12 protein-coding genes and 1 other RNA gene are annotated in these 14,821 nt (G+C 52.8%); 5 read left to right on the top strand and 8 right to left on the bottom strand.

Features of this window, described 5'->3' with window-relative positions; genetic code table 11:
- Nucleotides 1–133: 133 nt before the first annotated feature.
- Nucleotides 134–1,219 carry an LLM class flavin-dependent oxidoreductase gene (locus AB1598_07385; protein MEW6144827.1) on the top strand — a complete coding sequence of 362 codons (1,086 nt, stop codon included), beginning with the start codon at nt 134–136 and terminating at the stop codon, nt 1,217–1,219.
- A gap of 65 nt (nt 1,220–1,284) precedes the next feature.
- Complete coding sequence (locus tag AB1598_07380) at nt 1,285–2,196, top strand: DMT family transporter (GenBank protein ID MEW6144826.1); 912 nt, start codon at nt 1,285–1,287, stop codon at nt 2,194–2,196.
- 13 nt (nt 2,197–2,209) lie between these two features.
- On the opposite strand, the gene AB1598_07375 is transcribed toward AB1598_07380, so the two are convergent.
- From AB1598_07375 to AB1598_07365, 3 genes are all read right to left on the bottom strand, one after another.
- Nucleotides 2,210–2,647, bottom strand: coding sequence for a hypothetical protein (locus AB1598_07375; protein MEW6144825.1), 438 nt, complete (start codon nt 2,645–2,647; stop codon nt 2,210–2,212).
- 133 nt (nt 2,648–2,780) lie between these two features.
- Nucleotides 2,781–3,752 (bottom strand): acyl-CoA thioesterase, encoded by a 972-nt coding sequence (locus tag AB1598_07370; protein ID MEW6144824.1) that lies wholly within the window; start codon nt 3,750–3,752, stop codon nt 2,781–2,783.
- Nucleotides 3,753–3,869: 117 nt separating this feature from the next.
- Complete coding sequence (locus AB1598_07365) at nt 3,870–4,499, bottom strand: SDR family oxidoreductase (GenBank protein MEW6144823.1); 630 nt, start codon at nt 4,497–4,499, stop codon at nt 3,870–3,872.
- 407 nt (nt 4,500–4,906) lie between these two features.
- Between AB1598_07365 and AB1598_07360 the strand changes: the two genes are divergently transcribed.
- Together AB1598_07360 and AB1598_07355 are read left to right on the top strand one after the other, a co-directional pair.
- Nucleotides 4,907–6,208, top strand: coding sequence for a diguanylate cyclase (locus AB1598_07360; protein MEW6144822.1), 1,302 nt, complete (start codon nt 4,907–4,909; stop codon nt 6,206–6,208).
- Nucleotides 6,209–6,500: 292 nt separating this feature from the next.
- The gene (locus AB1598_07355; protein MEW6144821.1) at nt 6,501–8,447 is read left to right on the top strand and encodes a response regulator; all 1,947 of its coding nucleotides are present in this window, start codon (nt 6,501–6,503) and stop codon (nt 8,445–8,447) included.
- 664 nt (nt 8,448–9,111) lie between these two features.
- Here AB1598_07355 and AB1598_07350 read toward each other — a convergent pair.
- The 4 genes from AB1598_07350 to hpt form a co-directional block, all read right to left on the bottom strand.
- Nucleotides 9,112–9,543: an HNH endonuclease gene (locus tag AB1598_07350; GenBank protein ID MEW6144820.1), complete on the bottom strand. Its 432-nt coding sequence runs from the start codon at nt 9,541–9,543 to the stop codon at nt 9,112–9,114.
- 504 nt (nt 9,544–10,047) lie between these two features.
- A complete protein-coding gene (locus tag AB1598_07345; protein MEW6144819.1) occupies nt 10,048–11,889 on the bottom strand; it encodes a M3 family oligoendopeptidase in 1,842 nt (613 codons plus the stop codon).
- 92 nt (nt 11,890–11,981) lie between these two features.
- Nucleotides 11,982–12,443, bottom strand: a complete 462-nt coding sequence (locus tag AB1598_07340; GenBank protein ID MEW6144818.1) for a GatB/YqeY domain-containing protein — start codon at nt 12,441–12,443, stop codon at nt 11,982–11,984.
- Nucleotides 12,444–12,545: 102 nt separating this feature from the next.
- Nucleotides 12,546–13,076, bottom strand: a complete 531-nt coding sequence (gene hpt, locus AB1598_07335; GenBank protein MEW6144817.1) for a hypoxanthine phosphoribosyltransferase — start codon at nt 13,074–13,076, stop codon at nt 12,546–12,548.
- Nucleotides 13,077–13,242: 166 nt separating this feature from the next.
- On the opposite strand from hpt, the gene tyrS reads away from it, so the two are divergent.
- On the top strand, nt 13,243–14,436 hold the full coding sequence (tyrS, locus tag AB1598_07330) for a tyrosine--tRNA ligase (protein MEW6144816.1): 1,194 nt from the start codon (nt 13,243–13,245) through the stop codon (nt 14,434–14,436).
- On the opposite strand, the gene rnpB is transcribed toward tyrS, so the two are convergent.
- An RNA gene (rnpB, locus tag AB1598_07325) (RNase P RNA component class A) lies at nt 14,436–14,818 on the bottom strand. The two genes, tyrS and rnpB, sit on opposite strands and share 1 nt — an antisense overlap.
- Nucleotides 14,819–14,821 lie beyond the last annotated feature (3 nt).

Here is a 14,821-nt window from a genome sequence, read left to right as displayed (position 1 = left end):
CGGCACTCAAATTCAAAGAATAAATATCGATACGTGAATAACGGTTATACACAGCGCTCCGTTTTTGTGGAAAAACACGCGATGTGTTAATATCCTGAAACTCGGAATAAAATTCGATAAAGCGGAGTCTCCTTTGGAAATAGGCTACTTCACCATGCCGCTTCACCCTGCGGGCTCTGACCTTACCGAGACCCTCGACGCCGACCTCGAACAGATCGTAATTCTGGACGGGCTCGGGTTCAGGGAGGCGTGGATAGGCGAGCATTTCACCGCCGGCTGGGAGAACATCGCCGCTCCCGACCTGCTGATAGCCAAGGCGATCCCCCTTACGAAGAACATTATTCTCGGTACGGGAGTTTCATGCCTCCCCGACCACGACCCGTTCGTGCTCGCGCACAGGATCGCCGTGCTCGACCACCTCGCGAAGGGCAGGTTCTACTGGGGCGTCGGGGCAGGGAGCTTCATAGGGGATTTCGAGGCGTTCGGCATCGACGCGAAATCGGGTGAGCAGAGGGAGCTGACGGACGAATCGCTCGGGTTCATTCTGGATTTATGGAAAGACCCCAGGCCGGGGAAGTACGGGAACAGACGGTGGAAATTCACCATCCCGGCGCCGCAGCCGGACGTCGGACTCGGCGTGCACACGAAGCCCTATCAAAAACCCCATCCGCCGATCGCGGTAGCCGGAATTACGGCGGGCTCGGGGACTCTCAGGATCGCGGGCGCAAACGGATGGATACCGATGAGCATTAATTTCATAACGAGGGACGTGCTCAGAACGCACTGGGCCTCTGTCGAGGAAGGGGCAGCCGGCGCGGGCAGGAAACCCGAGAAATCGCTATGGCGCATAGCGAGGGACATATATATCGCGGAGAGCACGGAGGAGGCGAGGCGGGACGTCAGGGAAGGCACGCTCGCCAGGGACTTCACCGAATATTTCTTCAAGATGGTCCCGAAGATAAGAGGGAACCTCGATATATTCAAGACCGGGAAGTCCATGTCCGACTCCGATGTAACGGTCGACTACATGATGGACAACCTCTGGATCGTAGGGAGCCCCGACGATGCGGTCGGAAGAATAAGGGAGCTATATGATTATGTGGGCGGGTTCGGCGTCCTCCTCGTCATGGGGCACGAATGGAAGCCAAAGGATAAATGGGTGAGGTCCATGAAGCTCCTCGTCGAAGAGGTCATGCCGAGGCTCAAAGATTTGAAATAAAGGGCGCTCCGGCTGTAATCGATAACCGGGAGAGGCCGTCCCTCCCGTCTTTTCAAATCAATCTTATGCACAGGGAATACTGGTACATAATTATCGCGGGCATCTTATACGGAGTTATAGCGCCGGGCGGGCAGTTTCTTCTCGACCGCGGGCTCTCGCTGTACGACGTTTCTTTCTACAGATCATTGCTTGTATTCGTCTTTCTTCTTCCCGCCGTGCTGATGAGGCCCGGCCGGTACATGCTGAAGTGGGATAAAATTCCGTTCTATGCGCTCTACGGGCTTATCGGCGGGCTCCTCGAGCTGTCCCTGTTCACGGGTATCGCCCTCGGAGTGCCGGTCGCGCTGGCCGTGCTGCTCCTTTACACGCAGCCCGTGTGGACGATATTCATAGGGAGGGCGGTTCTCGGCGAGAGGCTGACGCGCGTCAAGCTCGCGTCCGTGCTCATCGGCCTTGCGGGGACGGCCGTCCTGCTCCAGTCGTGGGAGGCGGGTCAGGCGGGTTCTTTATTCGGCGTAGCTGCCGCGCTCGCAGCCGGCGTTCTGCTCTCGCTATGGGTCATTCTGGGCAAGAGGAGCGCGATACTCGATCAGCACTACATCACGACCACTTTCGGTTGGTCCGGTTTCGCCTCGGTCTGGCTCCTACTGCTCCTTCCCGTAATGAATTTTCTCATTGCCGATAAAGGGCTCCTCAGGCTTACGCTCGACCTTTCCACTCTGGACTGGGGATATCTCGCCGCATTCGCCGTCCTGGGCGGCGCGCTGCCTCACCTCCTCTTCTACAGGTCGCTCGAGAGGCTCTCGGCTTCGGTCGCGGGGATAATACTCCTGCTCGAGCCCGTGAGCGCTACGGTCCTCGCATGGGTGTTCTTCTCGCAGAAGATAGGTTTATATCTCCTGATAGGGGGGGTTCTTATCCTGTTCTCGAATTACCTGGTTATAAGGAGCGAGAGGAGCGAGACGCCCGTATTCTGAGCGTTCGTAAAAACTATTCCATCCCGTCTGACTCGACGGGGGTATTTACTCCCTTTATATCGCTCGTATTGACTATCTTGTTGATGCCGTCCGCTTTCACTACCGCAAGTCCGTTTAAACGGAGCACCGTGTCGAAGAGGCCGAGCAGGTCTTCTTTTTTCATCCCGCCCCCGGGGGTCACTATGCTTATCTCGTTCGGCCGGACGGAACTGTCGATGACGTAAACTTCGTCATTGATCTCGCTCACAGCCATGATCAGGTCGACGATGCTGATGCTTCCCTGGAGATTTACTATTCCGCCCTCGGAATCGGGACCGCTCTCACTCGCTTCTTCTGTGTCCTGCTCAGTCTGGCCGTGGACTTCCCGGAGCGGCGAACGGTCGTCCACGGGCACCGTCACGATGTCGAGCATAATCAGGCAGAGGAGGAACATGAGCGTTCTGTGCATCATTTCGGCTTATGGACGGCGCGGTAATGCATGTTATAACCTGCCGGAATCGTTATATTAAAAATTTACGGAGCGTGTAAAGAGGAGCTTTCGAATATCCTAACACAAAAATTAACCGCGGGGAAATTTCCGCCCTTTACGACATGATCCCGCTCAGGCGCCTCAGCCTCTCGGTCCGTCTGTCTTTTCTCTCAAGGGCTTTTTTCCAGAGCCTTTTCTCTTCAGGCGTTTCGGGCCTGAACTCGGGCACCTTCTTAGGCGCTCCGTCGTCGCCGACGTGCACATAGGTCAGGAACGCCGTGCACGTATGCCTCTGCTCCCCGGTCAGGATATTTTCGGAAAGGACCTTGATGCCGACTTCGAGCGACGTGTTCCCGACGTAAGTAATACCGGACTTGAAAATAATGATGTCGCCTACCCTGATGGGCGAGTAGAAAAACAGCTCGTCGAGCGACCCCGTAACGAGGACCCCCTTGACGAACCTCATGGCGAGTATGGCCGCGGTCTCGTCTATATCGAGCATGAGCTTCCCTACCGACATGAAGCTCCCGTAGAAGCTGTCCTCGGGGAGCACCACCTTCGTCGTCTCGAGGCGCATCCTCGTTATCTCGGTTTCGTCGATTATGTTCCTTGCCTGCTCGTCCCTCCTGCCGATTTTCGGGACCCTCTGCTCCCTCCGTTTCCTTGCTTCGTCGCGGAGAGCCGTTTCCTCTTCGTCGGCAGGTTCGATCACCTCAGCTATCCGCCTAGGGCTTCCGTCCTTATCCACGGCTATGAACGCCAGGCTAGAGTGGGTCGTGAGCTTCTTCTCGCGAGTCTCGAGATTTTCGGAATGCACTGTAACGCCTATCTCCATGGAGCTCGATCCGATATATTCGATCGAGCTGTCGAGCGTTACTATTTCTCCCACCTTCACCGGGTTAATGAAATCGATGCTGTCCGTAGCTCCCAGCACGGTTATGCCCCTTGCTGTCCGCGACGAGTTTATGCTCCCCGCGAGCATTATCCAGTCCATGAGCCTGCCCCCGTGGAGGGTGCCGTGGGGGTTCGCGTGCTCGGGGAATACGAACTGCACCATCTGGTGCCGTGTGTCTTTTATAGAGGGCATATAAGCTTCCGGTCTTGTGCGGTTCTCACGTCGTGACTATTATAATACAGGGATCCCGGTAAATTCCATACTCGGCGAGAATGCTTGTCTTAAAATCGGTTCCGCCCGGCGGTCAGGTCAGGAGGTAAGGAGAAGTGTCTGCCCGGCGTGCTTCATGCTTTCGAGCTCCCGGAGGATGAAGTGTGCGACGTCTCCCCGCGATATGCTGCCGCATGTCACGCCTGTGAGGTCCGTAAGCACACTGTATCTACATGTAACCGGACCGTTCGTCAAAAAGCCCGGCCTCACGATCACCCATTCGAGGGAGGAGTTCCTCACGATCGACTCCTGAACGTCTTTGTCTTCGTATATTCTTTTAAGCAAAATCGGGAAAACTATCCTGTCGTATAGAAAACCGCCGTGGCCCCTGCTGTCCCCGGCCCCTATCCCCGTGACGCATATCAGCTTCCGAACAGAATGTCTTTTCATCGCCTCGACGACCGCTCTCGTGCCCTCCGAGAAGACCGTGACGGGTCTGAACGAGGGATTGATTCCGATCGTGATGCATACCGCGTCCTGGCCCGCCACGGCTGCAGAGACTTTATCCTTATCCCTTATGTCGCCCTTGACTATCCTGACGCCCACGGCGCCGGGCCTCATTCTCTCCGGTCTGCGTACGAGCGCGGTGACTCCGTGTCCTTCCCTGACCGCCTGCTCCGCAAGCGCGGCGCCGATCCCACTCGAGGCCCCGACGACTAGCAGCTTCATGTCCTTTCTCCCGTCAAGACATTATATCATCCGGCATACCGGCGTTTCTTTAAACTGCGGTTACCGGATGATCGATACCGGGAATATATATAAAGCGCGATTATCCCCGTAAACATGAAAAAATAATATATGACTGAGAAATGTCGGGCGGCCGACAAATATTGTCCGCATAAATTGAAATCCATGCGGCCGGGTGATGCGAGCGTGTAAATAATTCAGTATTTATAGACCCTTGCGGCGAACGCTTGGGACGATTATATTGGCACGCTTTTTGTTGTGTTTTTTACTGTCACTTATACGATACGTGGAGGGGGATTGATGCCTGACCGGTTTAACCCTGGACCGGAAAAAAATCATTACATCTATTCGTACATCAAACGAGCCGTCCCCGCTGGATACTACGGAAAATGATAGAGCAGAACATAAAGGTCTTACTGATCGAGGACAATCTGGATTATGCGCAGCTGATAAAGAGGATTCTTTCCAAGCAGACTTCCTGCCCTATGGAAGTTGAGCACCACGATACGTTCTCAGGCGGCTATGAAAGGGCTTCCGTGGGCAACATAGACCTCATACTCCTCGACCTCGACCTTCCCGACAGCGGGAACATAGATACGCTCCTCAGCATAAGCGAAGTCACGGATGTCCCGATAATAGTCCTCACGGGGACAGACGACGAATCGCTGGCCCTCAAAGCAGTCCAGATGGGCGCTCAGGACTATCTCATGAAGGGACAGGTGGACGCAAGGCTGCTCGTCCGCTCGATCAGGTATGCGATAGAGCGCAAAAAAGCGGACGACGCCGTGAAGCAGACTGAGGAGAGGTTCAAGCTCCTCATAGAGAACGCGCTCGATCTTATCGAAATGCTGGACGTGGACGGGACGATGAAATTCGTGAGCCCTTCTCATAAGCGCATACTCGGTTACGACGACGACGACCTTCTGGGCAGAAGGGTATTCGAGTTCATACATCCGGAGGACCTGCCCAAGGTCCTCGATATCTTTACGGAAACCCTCCAGAACGAGGACCGGCTGTATTCGGCCGAGTTCCGTGTCAGGCACAAGGAAGGCTACTGGATCACTCTCGAATCGATCGGCAAGCTCTGTCCGCCCGGCTTGAGCGGCATGGGCGTTATCGTGAACTCCCGCGACGTAACGGAGCGGAAAAAGATGGAAGAGCGCCTGCGCAGCCTTTCGATAACCGACGACCTCACGGGCCTTTATAACAGGCGCGGGTTTCTGGCTTTCGCGGACCACCATATAAAGGCCGCGGAAAGGAGAAAGGAGCGGGTGCTGCTCATACTCATCGACCTCGACGGTCTTAAGCAGATCAACGACGCGTACGGGCACAATATCGGGGACCAGGCCCTCATGGACGCCGCACAGGTAATAAAGCAGACGTTCAGGAACTCGGACGTGACCGCCAGGATAAGCGGGGACGAATTCGTCGTCGTAACTACAGATACCGACGGGAACGGCGAGGAGGCTATCAAGCGGCGCATAACGGAAAACCTGGAGAAGCATAATTCCAAGGGAATGAAGCCTTACCACCTTTCTCTCAGCTACGGGATCGCGAAGTTCGATCCGCGGGTACCGTCGTCAATAGACAGGCTTCTGGTCAAGGCCGACGAGCTGATGTATGCCGACAAGAATAACAAGGATGAAGATGCGAAAGACAACGTCTTCAATCTGAACAGTTTCAATAAATGAAAGATAGAATTGATCCGTTCATTTGTTCGAAATCATCTTGATCCTTCGTTCAATCCCTTGAGTCTTCAGGCCCCGGGTCACGGTCATGGCTGACAAAGGTTTGTTACCGCAATAGGCGAATGTTACGTATTTTGTCAGTTCCAGACGGGCAATTTTTGCACAGTTTGAAAAATTATATTTAATAACGATTAATTATCATGGCTGTTATATTGGTACAGTTTTTGCATCCATTTAATTACGATTAATTATTCAAAAATCAATTGATGAGGTCATGTGCATTCCGGATAACCAAATGTCTTCTCGCCCGATAAGAACATTACTGGTTGAGGATAACGACAGCTACTCCAGGCTCGTCGCCAAGATGCTCGGCGGCGCGGGCAACGTTTCGTTCGAGATCGAGTGTGTCGATACGCTCGCCGGAGGCATAGAGGTCCTCGAGTCAGGCGGCTTCGATCTGGTGCTTCTCGACCTTCAGCTCCCTGACAGCGAAGGGCTCGAGTCCTTCGCGGAGCTCCACGAGCGCTGCCCGGAAGTTCCCGTAATCGTTCTTACCGGAACGAGCGATGAAGAGCTCGCTGTCAAAGCGGTCCAGCTCGGGGCGCAGGATTACCTCATAAAAGGCGAGGTCGACGTAAGTCATCTCACGCGGTCCATAAAGTATGCGCTCGAGAGGCAGAGGGAAATAAACAACAGGAAGTCCATAGAGCAGGCCCTCTTCGAGGAGAAAGAACGCCTCGCCGTCACGCTCAGCTCCATAGGTGACGGCGTGATCGCGACGGATACGGAAGGAAGGGTGGTGCTCATAAACCGCGTAGCCGAGCGTTTGACGGGCTGGTCTCACGCCGAGGCAATTGGGAAATTTATCGAGGAAGTATTCTTCATAGTCAACGTCGAGAACGGGGAGAGGAAGGAAAACCCTGTGAGCAGGGCGATAAACGCCAATAACGTCGTGGGTCTCGAAAGCGGCACCGTGCTCATTACGAAGGGGAGGGAAGGGTGCCGGTACGTTTCGGCCAGCAGCTCCCCGATACGCGACAGGGACGGCATCATAATCGGCGTGGTGCTCGTATTCAGGGACATCACGGAATTGAAAAAACTGGAAGAAGAGCTGCTCAAAGTACAAAAGCTAGAGTCTATAGGGGTGCTCGCGGGAGGCGTCGCTCACGATTTCAATAACCTCCTTACGTCAATAATGGGGAACATATCCCTGAGCTCGCTCCCGGACATATCGGACGATAAGGTCAAGCAGAGGCTCTTCCATGCGCTCAAAGCCTGTCACAAGGCCAAAGACCTGTCCACTCAGCTCCTCACCTTCTCCAAAGGCGGCGCGCTTGAAAACAGGACCGTAACGTCGCTCGAAAAGGTCATAAGGGAGACAGCGAATTTCACCATGAGCGGCTCGGACATAGAATTCAATTTTATGGTCGAGGACAAGCTCTGGAGTGTGGAGATAGACGAGGGGCAGATAAGCCAGGTGATCAGCAATATGCTGATCAATGCGGCCCAGGCGATGACGAACGAGGGGAAAATAACGATAAGGATCGAAAACGCCGAGGCGAGGAAAGAAAAAGGGGTCCCGCTCGAGGACGGGAAATACGTGAAGACGACGATCGCCGACGAAGGCATCGGCATTCCCAAGGAATATTTGTCCAGGATCTTCGATCCATACTTTACGACCAAGCAGACCGGGAGCGGCCTCGGGCTTTCTACGTCCTATTCGATCATTAAAAACCATGGGGGTTATATCACGGTCGAGTCCGAGCTCCACGTCGGCACGAAGTTCGTTATATACCTGCCCGCAAAAGGGCACGCCGTCAGCGCCGAGGCGAAGCCGGAGCAGCCGATAAAGAAGGGCAGGGGCAGGGTGCTGATAATGGACGACAAGATCGAGGTGAGGGAAGCCGCGGGCGAAATGCTCAGGCATATCGGGTACGAGGTCGAATTCGCGAAAGACGGGAGCGAGGCTCTGAAGCTATACAAGAGGGCGAAGATGGAAGGAGTCCCCTTCGATACGGTCATAATGGACCTCACGGTGCCGGGAGGCATGGGCGGGAAAGAGGCGATAGAAAAGCTCCTCGTATTCGACCCAGGCGTAAAGGCAATAGTATCGAGCGGCTATTCGAGCGACCCGATACTCGAGAAGTACAGGAAGTATGGTTTCAAGGGCGTGCTGCCCAAGCCCTACGAAATGGGTAAGCTGAGCGACGTGCTGTACGGCGTGCTGGCCGAGAGCAATTAAGAGGCGTATACTGATTTTTCCTCCTATGATCTATTCTCATGTGTCTAGAGAGTATAAGGATAAGACAGTTGCTAGATTGCCTTGGGTTAAGGAAATGATGGAGTAAATAAGAAACAACGCAGTAGACCCTCTAGCGATTCTAGACTTGGAGTGTAGTAGTGTTTTATCCTTTACATTAACTAACTGAGGAGTAATCTAAGATGAATGACAGATCGACATAGTGGATTAGTGGCTCATCACGGCTTGCCCGAATTCATTACTATTCTAAAAGACGGTGAGCCTCAAGTACGAGAGTATACATGGGAGTATATAGATAGAATCGGCGTGGAATTCAGAACTACGGGTCATCTAAGAGTAACTAACAATGATATTGCGGCAATGCTTAAAAGGATACTCGATGAGGGTTACGTAGACGAGTCAATTATATGTAAAAGACTTCTAAAGGATAATCCGCAAACATTTCAGGTTTCCCCTTAATAATCTACAACTATGATTATATTGATTGCATAAGCTTTCAGTCTCCATTAGGGGGTAAATCTTAGAGATACACGTTTAGGTCATGGCGGTGATGTAGTAGAATGAAATAAAACAAGCTAACTGGAAGACCTAACAGTAAAGGCTTTTGTAGTTCGGGACAATTTAAGATATATTGACTTCATAGCTTTTAAAATCTATTTATTCCGCTACTACTCTTCAAGAAACATTGTTCACACAACTTTTTTTGTATATAACCCCTCTGAGCAAAATAATATGAAGTTCCTTTTTCTATCAAGCGATTACAATCACTACAGTGATGCTCTTTCCTCGATTTACGCATTTTATATGTTGTCTTATGGTATTGACTCAGTCTAAGTTTTCTTTCGATAGCTGCGGGAACAAAATCAGCATTATGATGTTTTGAATGGCAATAAACACATAGAGTAATAAGATTATCAACATGATGATTTACGGACTGAGAACGTGGAATAATATGATGCACTTGTAGACCAGACTTTCCACCGCAATTTCTACACTTGTATCCATCTCTATTTAATACGTAAAGCCTTCTTTCATTCCAATCTTGGGCTATATAAGATTTGTCAGAGCTACTATGCATTCGTAACTCTCGCTCAGCTCTCTCTATTTCACGTTTTTCATACAACTCCTGCATTCTAGCATTGCGGAGTTCTTCTTTTTTCTTAAGTTCTTTAACATCATGGATGACTATCCAGATTATAAATGCTGCAATTGCAAGAAATATGAACCACCCCATTTTGATTTACCAAATTTTATGTATGTTCAAACAATTTGGGACTTGTTTATTAGCTAAGACGTAGACGCTTTTAGTTTTTATCATTGTTGTATCTGGCTCAAGGTAACTGTTGACACCAACTTTGTAAGTAGAGCAACCCATCAAACCTAGCGAAGTGATTGAAATCACAAATATTTTTTGACTAATCTTTATCAATCTAATCACCAAAATAGGATCAAAGGTTAATTATTTGTATAAACTATTATAGACATCCTATAAACTAACTCAAGAGGTTCAGAGGGAATGGTGGAATCAACAAAAGGATATAACTTGACGTCCTTCTCTGTTCAGAACAATTGATTCTCTAGTTTATATTTGTGTTCTGATGCCCATTTTCTCCACTTCCGCAGATAACTTAACGGCATCCGTAACCATATCCCCGAGCAGGTCGAGCCCTCCCTGCCAGAAGCCTGGGTCCTTGATATCGACACCCACGCGTTTTAGCAGCTTGTCCGGCGCTTCGCTTCCGCCCGAGGATAAAAGTTCTATATACCTTGGGACGAACTTGTTCCCTTCGTTTAAATATTTATGGTAGAGGGCGAGCACGAGCAGCTCCCCGAACGAATACGCGTAGCAGTAAAACGGAGAGTGTATGAAGTGGGGAATGTACAGCCACCAGTGGCTGTAGTTTTCCGTGAGCTCGACCGAGTCCCCGAACATGGGCTTATTCGCCTCGACCCAGAGCCTGTTTATCTCCTCCCGGGGCAGCTCCCCCTTGCTCCTCCGGCTTTCGTGCAGGCTCTCCTCGAACCTCGTCAGCACCACCTGGCGGAAAACCGTGGCGAATATGTCCTCGAGCTTGCTGCATATGAGCGCGAGCCTCGTCCCGGGGTCTTTCTCCGTTTCGGTTAATTTGTGGAATACGAGCATCTCAGCGAAGACGCTCGCCGTCTCTGCCGTCGTCAGCGGGGTGTTCGACTGAAAGTACCCCTGCTTTCTCGACAGGTACTGGTGCACGCCGTGCCCGAGCTCGTGAGCGAGCGTCATGACGTCCCTCAGCCTCCCCGTGTAGTTCATGAATACGTAAGGGTGCGCGCTCGGCACCGTTCCGTGGCTGAAAGCTCCACCCCTCTTTCCGTCACGCGTCTCGGCGTCGATCCAGTTCTTGTCGAAAAATTCCCCGGCTATTCCCGACATCCTCGGGGAGAACTTTTCAAACGACGCGAGTATTATCTCTTTCCCTTCCCCGTACTTTATAGTTTTCGATTCTGAGAAGACAGGGGCATAGCGGTCGTAATCGTAGAAGTTTTTGAGACGGAGGAGGTTCTTCTTGAGTCTGTAGTATTTCGCCACCATGCCGTAATTCCTTTCGCACGAGGTAATCAGCGCCTCGACCGTGTCCCTGTCTATCTCGTTGTCGAGATGCCTCGACTCCATCGGGTAAGAGAACGAGCGCAGACGGTCGCTCACGGCATGGTCCTGGACGAGAGTGTTGAATATGAATGTGAGCACGTGAGAATTCTCTACGAGTCCCCGGGTGAGCCCCTCGGCGGCAGCCTTCCGATTCGCTCGGCCGGGGTCGTAGAGGAGGGCGAGCGTTTCCGTCTCGCTGAGAGACCTTACTTTCCCGCCGAGCCTGACCTTGAAGCGTATGTTGTTGAGCACCTCGTCGAAAAGGCGCTTGAACGCCCTCGATCCGGTGTTCGCTTTTTCGTCGAGGATCATTTCCTCGGGCTCGCTCAGCCTGTGAGGCTTGTACTTACGCTCCTGCTCGAGGAAATGGCGGTAGCGCGAAAGCCTCTTGTCGTCCATAAGCTTCCGGGCTTTCGGGCCGCTCAAAGCCACCCACTCGAGCTCGAAGAACATGAGAAATTTCCTCGCCTCGGTAGCTTTCTCCTGGATTTTCTGGAGGAACGCCCCGTGCTCGGGCTTCGCCGTATCGGCCGCGAAGACCAAGTACGCGAACGAAAGGAGCTTCCCTATCCGCTCGCTTATGGATTCGAGCTCTCTCACGGCTTTAAGGAGGTTAGGGGCGTTTATCGTTTTCGAGTTTATCTTCCCCCTGTATTTTTTCTCGAAGGCAGCCGATTTTTTTATTACGTCCTTTATGTCTCTTTCGATCCGGGCGTCATCCAGGCCCGAATAGAGGTCTGAAAGGTCCCACACGACGCCTTCCGAGCCCGTTTTTAATTTTTTCGCAGGTTCTGCCATCGGCGACTCCTCTGAGTGTATTAAATATGATCGGCCTTATTTGGTTCGAGGCCGTATGAGTTCTGTTAATACGGTTCCAGAATGTAAAAATATTATCCCTGCTCGAGCTTCTCAAGCTCTTCCCTGACGATCCTGTTGACGGCCGCCCCGTCCGCCTTCCCCTTTACGGCGGGGATTATTATCTTCATCACCTTACCCAGGTCTTTCAGCCCCAGGGCCCCCGAGCCTGCGACGGCTTTCGTCACTTCCGCCCTGATCTCGTCCTCGCTCATCTGCGCGGGCATATATTTCATCAGGACCTCTATTTCCGCCTTTTCCCTGTCGGCCGCCTCCTGCCTGTTCACCTTTTCGAATTCGGCAGCGGCTTCTTTCCTTTTTTTTATCTCGCCCCCTACGACTTCGATTACTTCCTCGTCCGTGAGATCCTTCTTCTGCTTCTCGATCTCCTTGTTGCGGATGGAGGACTGGAGCATCCTGAGGACCGACAGCTCGAGCTCCCTTTTGCTCCTGAGAGCGTCTTTTAAATCCTGCGGAATCTTTTCCCTGAGGCTCATGTATGTGTCTCCGGCGTTTTTTTAAGTTTATTGTAACCGCTTTGTACGGGATATTTTACATTGAGGTCTTAACTGACGCCGACGGGTGTTCCGGCGAACGGCCTATTCGAGCACGTAGACGCCGGGCAGGTTCCTCCCGGCCTCGCGCCAGTCGGTCCCGTACCCGACTATGAACCCCTCCCGGATGTCGAACCCCGTGTAATCGGCTTCTATGTCGACCTGTCTCCTCTCTTTCTTGTCGATGAGCGCGCATATTCCGAGGGACGCAGGCTGCTTCGAGAGAATCACGGATTTTAAGAAATCGAGCGTAATCCCGGTGTCGAGCATATCTTCAACCATCACGACGTGCCTCCCTTTAAGCGGGATGGACACATCGGTCACGAGCTCGATCTCTCCCGGCTCCATGCCCTCCTTGTAGCTCGACGTCCTTACGAAATCGATCTCGACGTTGAAATCGAGCTCCCTCACGAGGTCGGCCAGAAATATAAACCCTCCCTTGAGTATGCCTATGAAGACCGGGTTCTTGTCCCTGTAATCCCCCGCGATTTGCATCCCGAGCTCTCTCACCTTCTTCTTTATCTCCGGCGCCGGTATCAGGAGCCGGAGCTTCCTGCCACGGATTTCCGTTATCATGGGCCAATATTCTATCTAAAGTTTCGATTATAAACAGCCTCGGTAGGGTATTTAGTGCGCCGGGACGAAAACTCACCATTGACTAACTACCGTGATATTCTATATTTTTGAGCGGCTTCCATGACCGAAATCTACCGAAAGAAGGGGAAATAACAAGGTGAAATTCATAGAGCCCGAGGAGCAGCTCGGAATAGTCAAGCGCGGGACCGAGGAGATAATATCAGAGCCCGAGCTCCTCTCGAAGCTTAAAAAATCGAAGGAAAAAGGCGTGCCGCTCAGGATTAAAGCCGGCTTTGACCCCACGGCGCCTGACCTCCACCTTGGACACTGCGTCCTGTTAAAGAAGCTCCGCGAATTCCAGGACCTGGGACATACCGTGATGTTCCTCATCGGGGACTTCACGGCCATGATAGGAGACCCGTCGGGCAGGTCCGAGACAAGACCCCCGCTCACGAAGTCGCAGGTGGAGGAGAACGCGCTTACGTACCAGAGGCAGGTCTTCAGGATACTCGACAGGGACAGGACGGAGGTCATGTTCAACTCGGCATGGCTCGGAAAGATGACCGGCGAGGAGCTGGTCAGGCTCTCGGCGCTCGAAACCGTGGCCCGCATGCTGGAGAGGGACGATTTCAGCAAGCGCTACAAGGCGGGCGTCCCCATATCGGTCAACGAGTTCCTCTATCCACTGATTCAGGCCTACGATTCGGTCAGGATGGAATCTGACGTCGAGTTCGGAGGGACTGACCAGAAGTTCAACATACTGCTCGGACGCGGAGTGCAGAAGCATTTCGGGCAGGAGCCGCAGGTCGCCATACTCTTCCCCATACTCGAAGGGTTGGACGGCGTGAGGAAGATGTCGAAGTCCCTCGACAACTACATAGCGGTCGAGGACACCCCAGTCGATATGTACGGGAAGATAATGTCCGTACCCGACGAGCTCATGTGGCGGTATTATGAGCTGCTCACGCGGAGGACCGAAAAGGAAATAGACGTGCTCAAGAAAGGACACCCGATGGACGCGAAGAGGGCGCTCGCGTCCGAGATCACTTCATGGCTCCACGGGGAAGACAGCGCGAAGTCGGCGGCAGAGGATTTCGCGACCAAGTTCTCGCAGCGGGAGTTCCCTGATGACGCGAGGGAAGTAGTCATAAAGCGGGACGACGGGAAGACGCTCCTCGATCTCGTGGTCGAGTCCTCGGAGAAGCTCAGGAGCAGGAACGAGGCGAAGCGTCTCATAGCCCAGGGCGGGGTGAGCATAGACGGGGAAAGGGTCACCGATATGAACTCGCCCGTGCCCGATAAAGGCACTCTCCGCATGAGGATAGGGAAAAAAGAGTTCGTTCTGGTAAAAATAAGTTAGAAGCAAGCGAGCCTGTAAGCCGAATTCTGTCGAGGACAGTCATTCATCTGGGACATCCATTACTGAATGCCTCTTGCAACATACCCGGAAGCATCGGACGGGCCGTCCTCTCTTTCGCTGGAAAAGCGCTTCCCTATTTTGTCTTACTCCGGGCGGGGTTTACCGTGCCGCCTGCTGTCGCCAGCCTGCGCGGTAGTCTCTTACACTGCCTTTTCACCCTTGCCGGCTCTCCATCGCTGGAGAGCTTGGGCGGTTTGTTTTCTGTGGCACTTTCCGTTGCCTCACGACACCTGGGCGTTACCCAGCGCCCTGCCCTGCGGAGTTCGGACTTTCCTCCAGCCCCGGCGTTTCCGCTAAGGCCGGCGACTGTCCGGCTCACTTGCTT

This window comes from Thermodesulfobacteriota bacterium, assembly GCA_040754335.1.
GTDB lineage: Bacteria > Desulfobacterota_D > UBA1144 > Nemesobacterales > UBA2774 > 2-12-FULL-53-21.
This window is presented reverse-complemented; position numbering and strand designations above follow the sequence as displayed.

Bases quoted from the DNA above. Each gene is read 5' to 3' on its own strand.
- AB1598_07350 (MEW6144820.1), bottom strand. From the start codon at position 9,543: ATGCATAGTAGCTCTGACAAATCTTATATAGCCCAAGATTGGAATGAA.
- AB1598_07360 (MEW6144822.1), top strand. From the start codon at position 4,907: ATGATAGAGCAGAACATAAAGGTCTTACTGATCGAGGACAATCTGGAT.
- AB1598_07380 (MEW6144826.1), top strand. From the start codon at position 1,285: ATGCACAGGGAATACTGGTACATAATTATCGCGGGCATCTTATACGGA.
- AB1598_07365 (MEW6144823.1), bottom strand. From the start codon at position 4,499: ATGAAGCTGCTAGTCGTCGGGGCCTCGAGTGGGATCGGCGCCGCGCTT.
- AB1598_07340 (MEW6144818.1), bottom strand. From the start codon at position 12,443: ATGAGCCTCAGGGAAAAGATTCCGCAGGATTTAAAAGACGCTCTCAGG.
- hpt (MEW6144817.1), bottom strand. From the start codon at position 13,076: ATGATAACGGAAATCCGTGGCAGGAAGCTCCGGCTCCTGATACCGGCG.
- AB1598_07375 (MEW6144825.1), bottom strand. From the start codon at position 2,647: ATGATGCACAGAACGCTCATGTTCCTCCTCTGCCTGATTATGCTCGAC.
- AB1598_07370 (MEW6144824.1), bottom strand. From the start codon at position 3,752: ATGCCCTCTATAAAAGACACACGGCACCAGATGGTGCAGTTCGTATTC.
- AB1598_07355 (MEW6144821.1), top strand. From the start codon at position 6,501: ATGTCTTCTCGCCCGATAAGAACATTACTGGTTGAGGATAACGACAGC.
- AB1598_07345 (MEW6144819.1), bottom strand. From the start codon at position 11,889: ATGGCAGAACCTGCGAAAAAATTAAAAACGGGCTCGGAAGGCGTCGTG.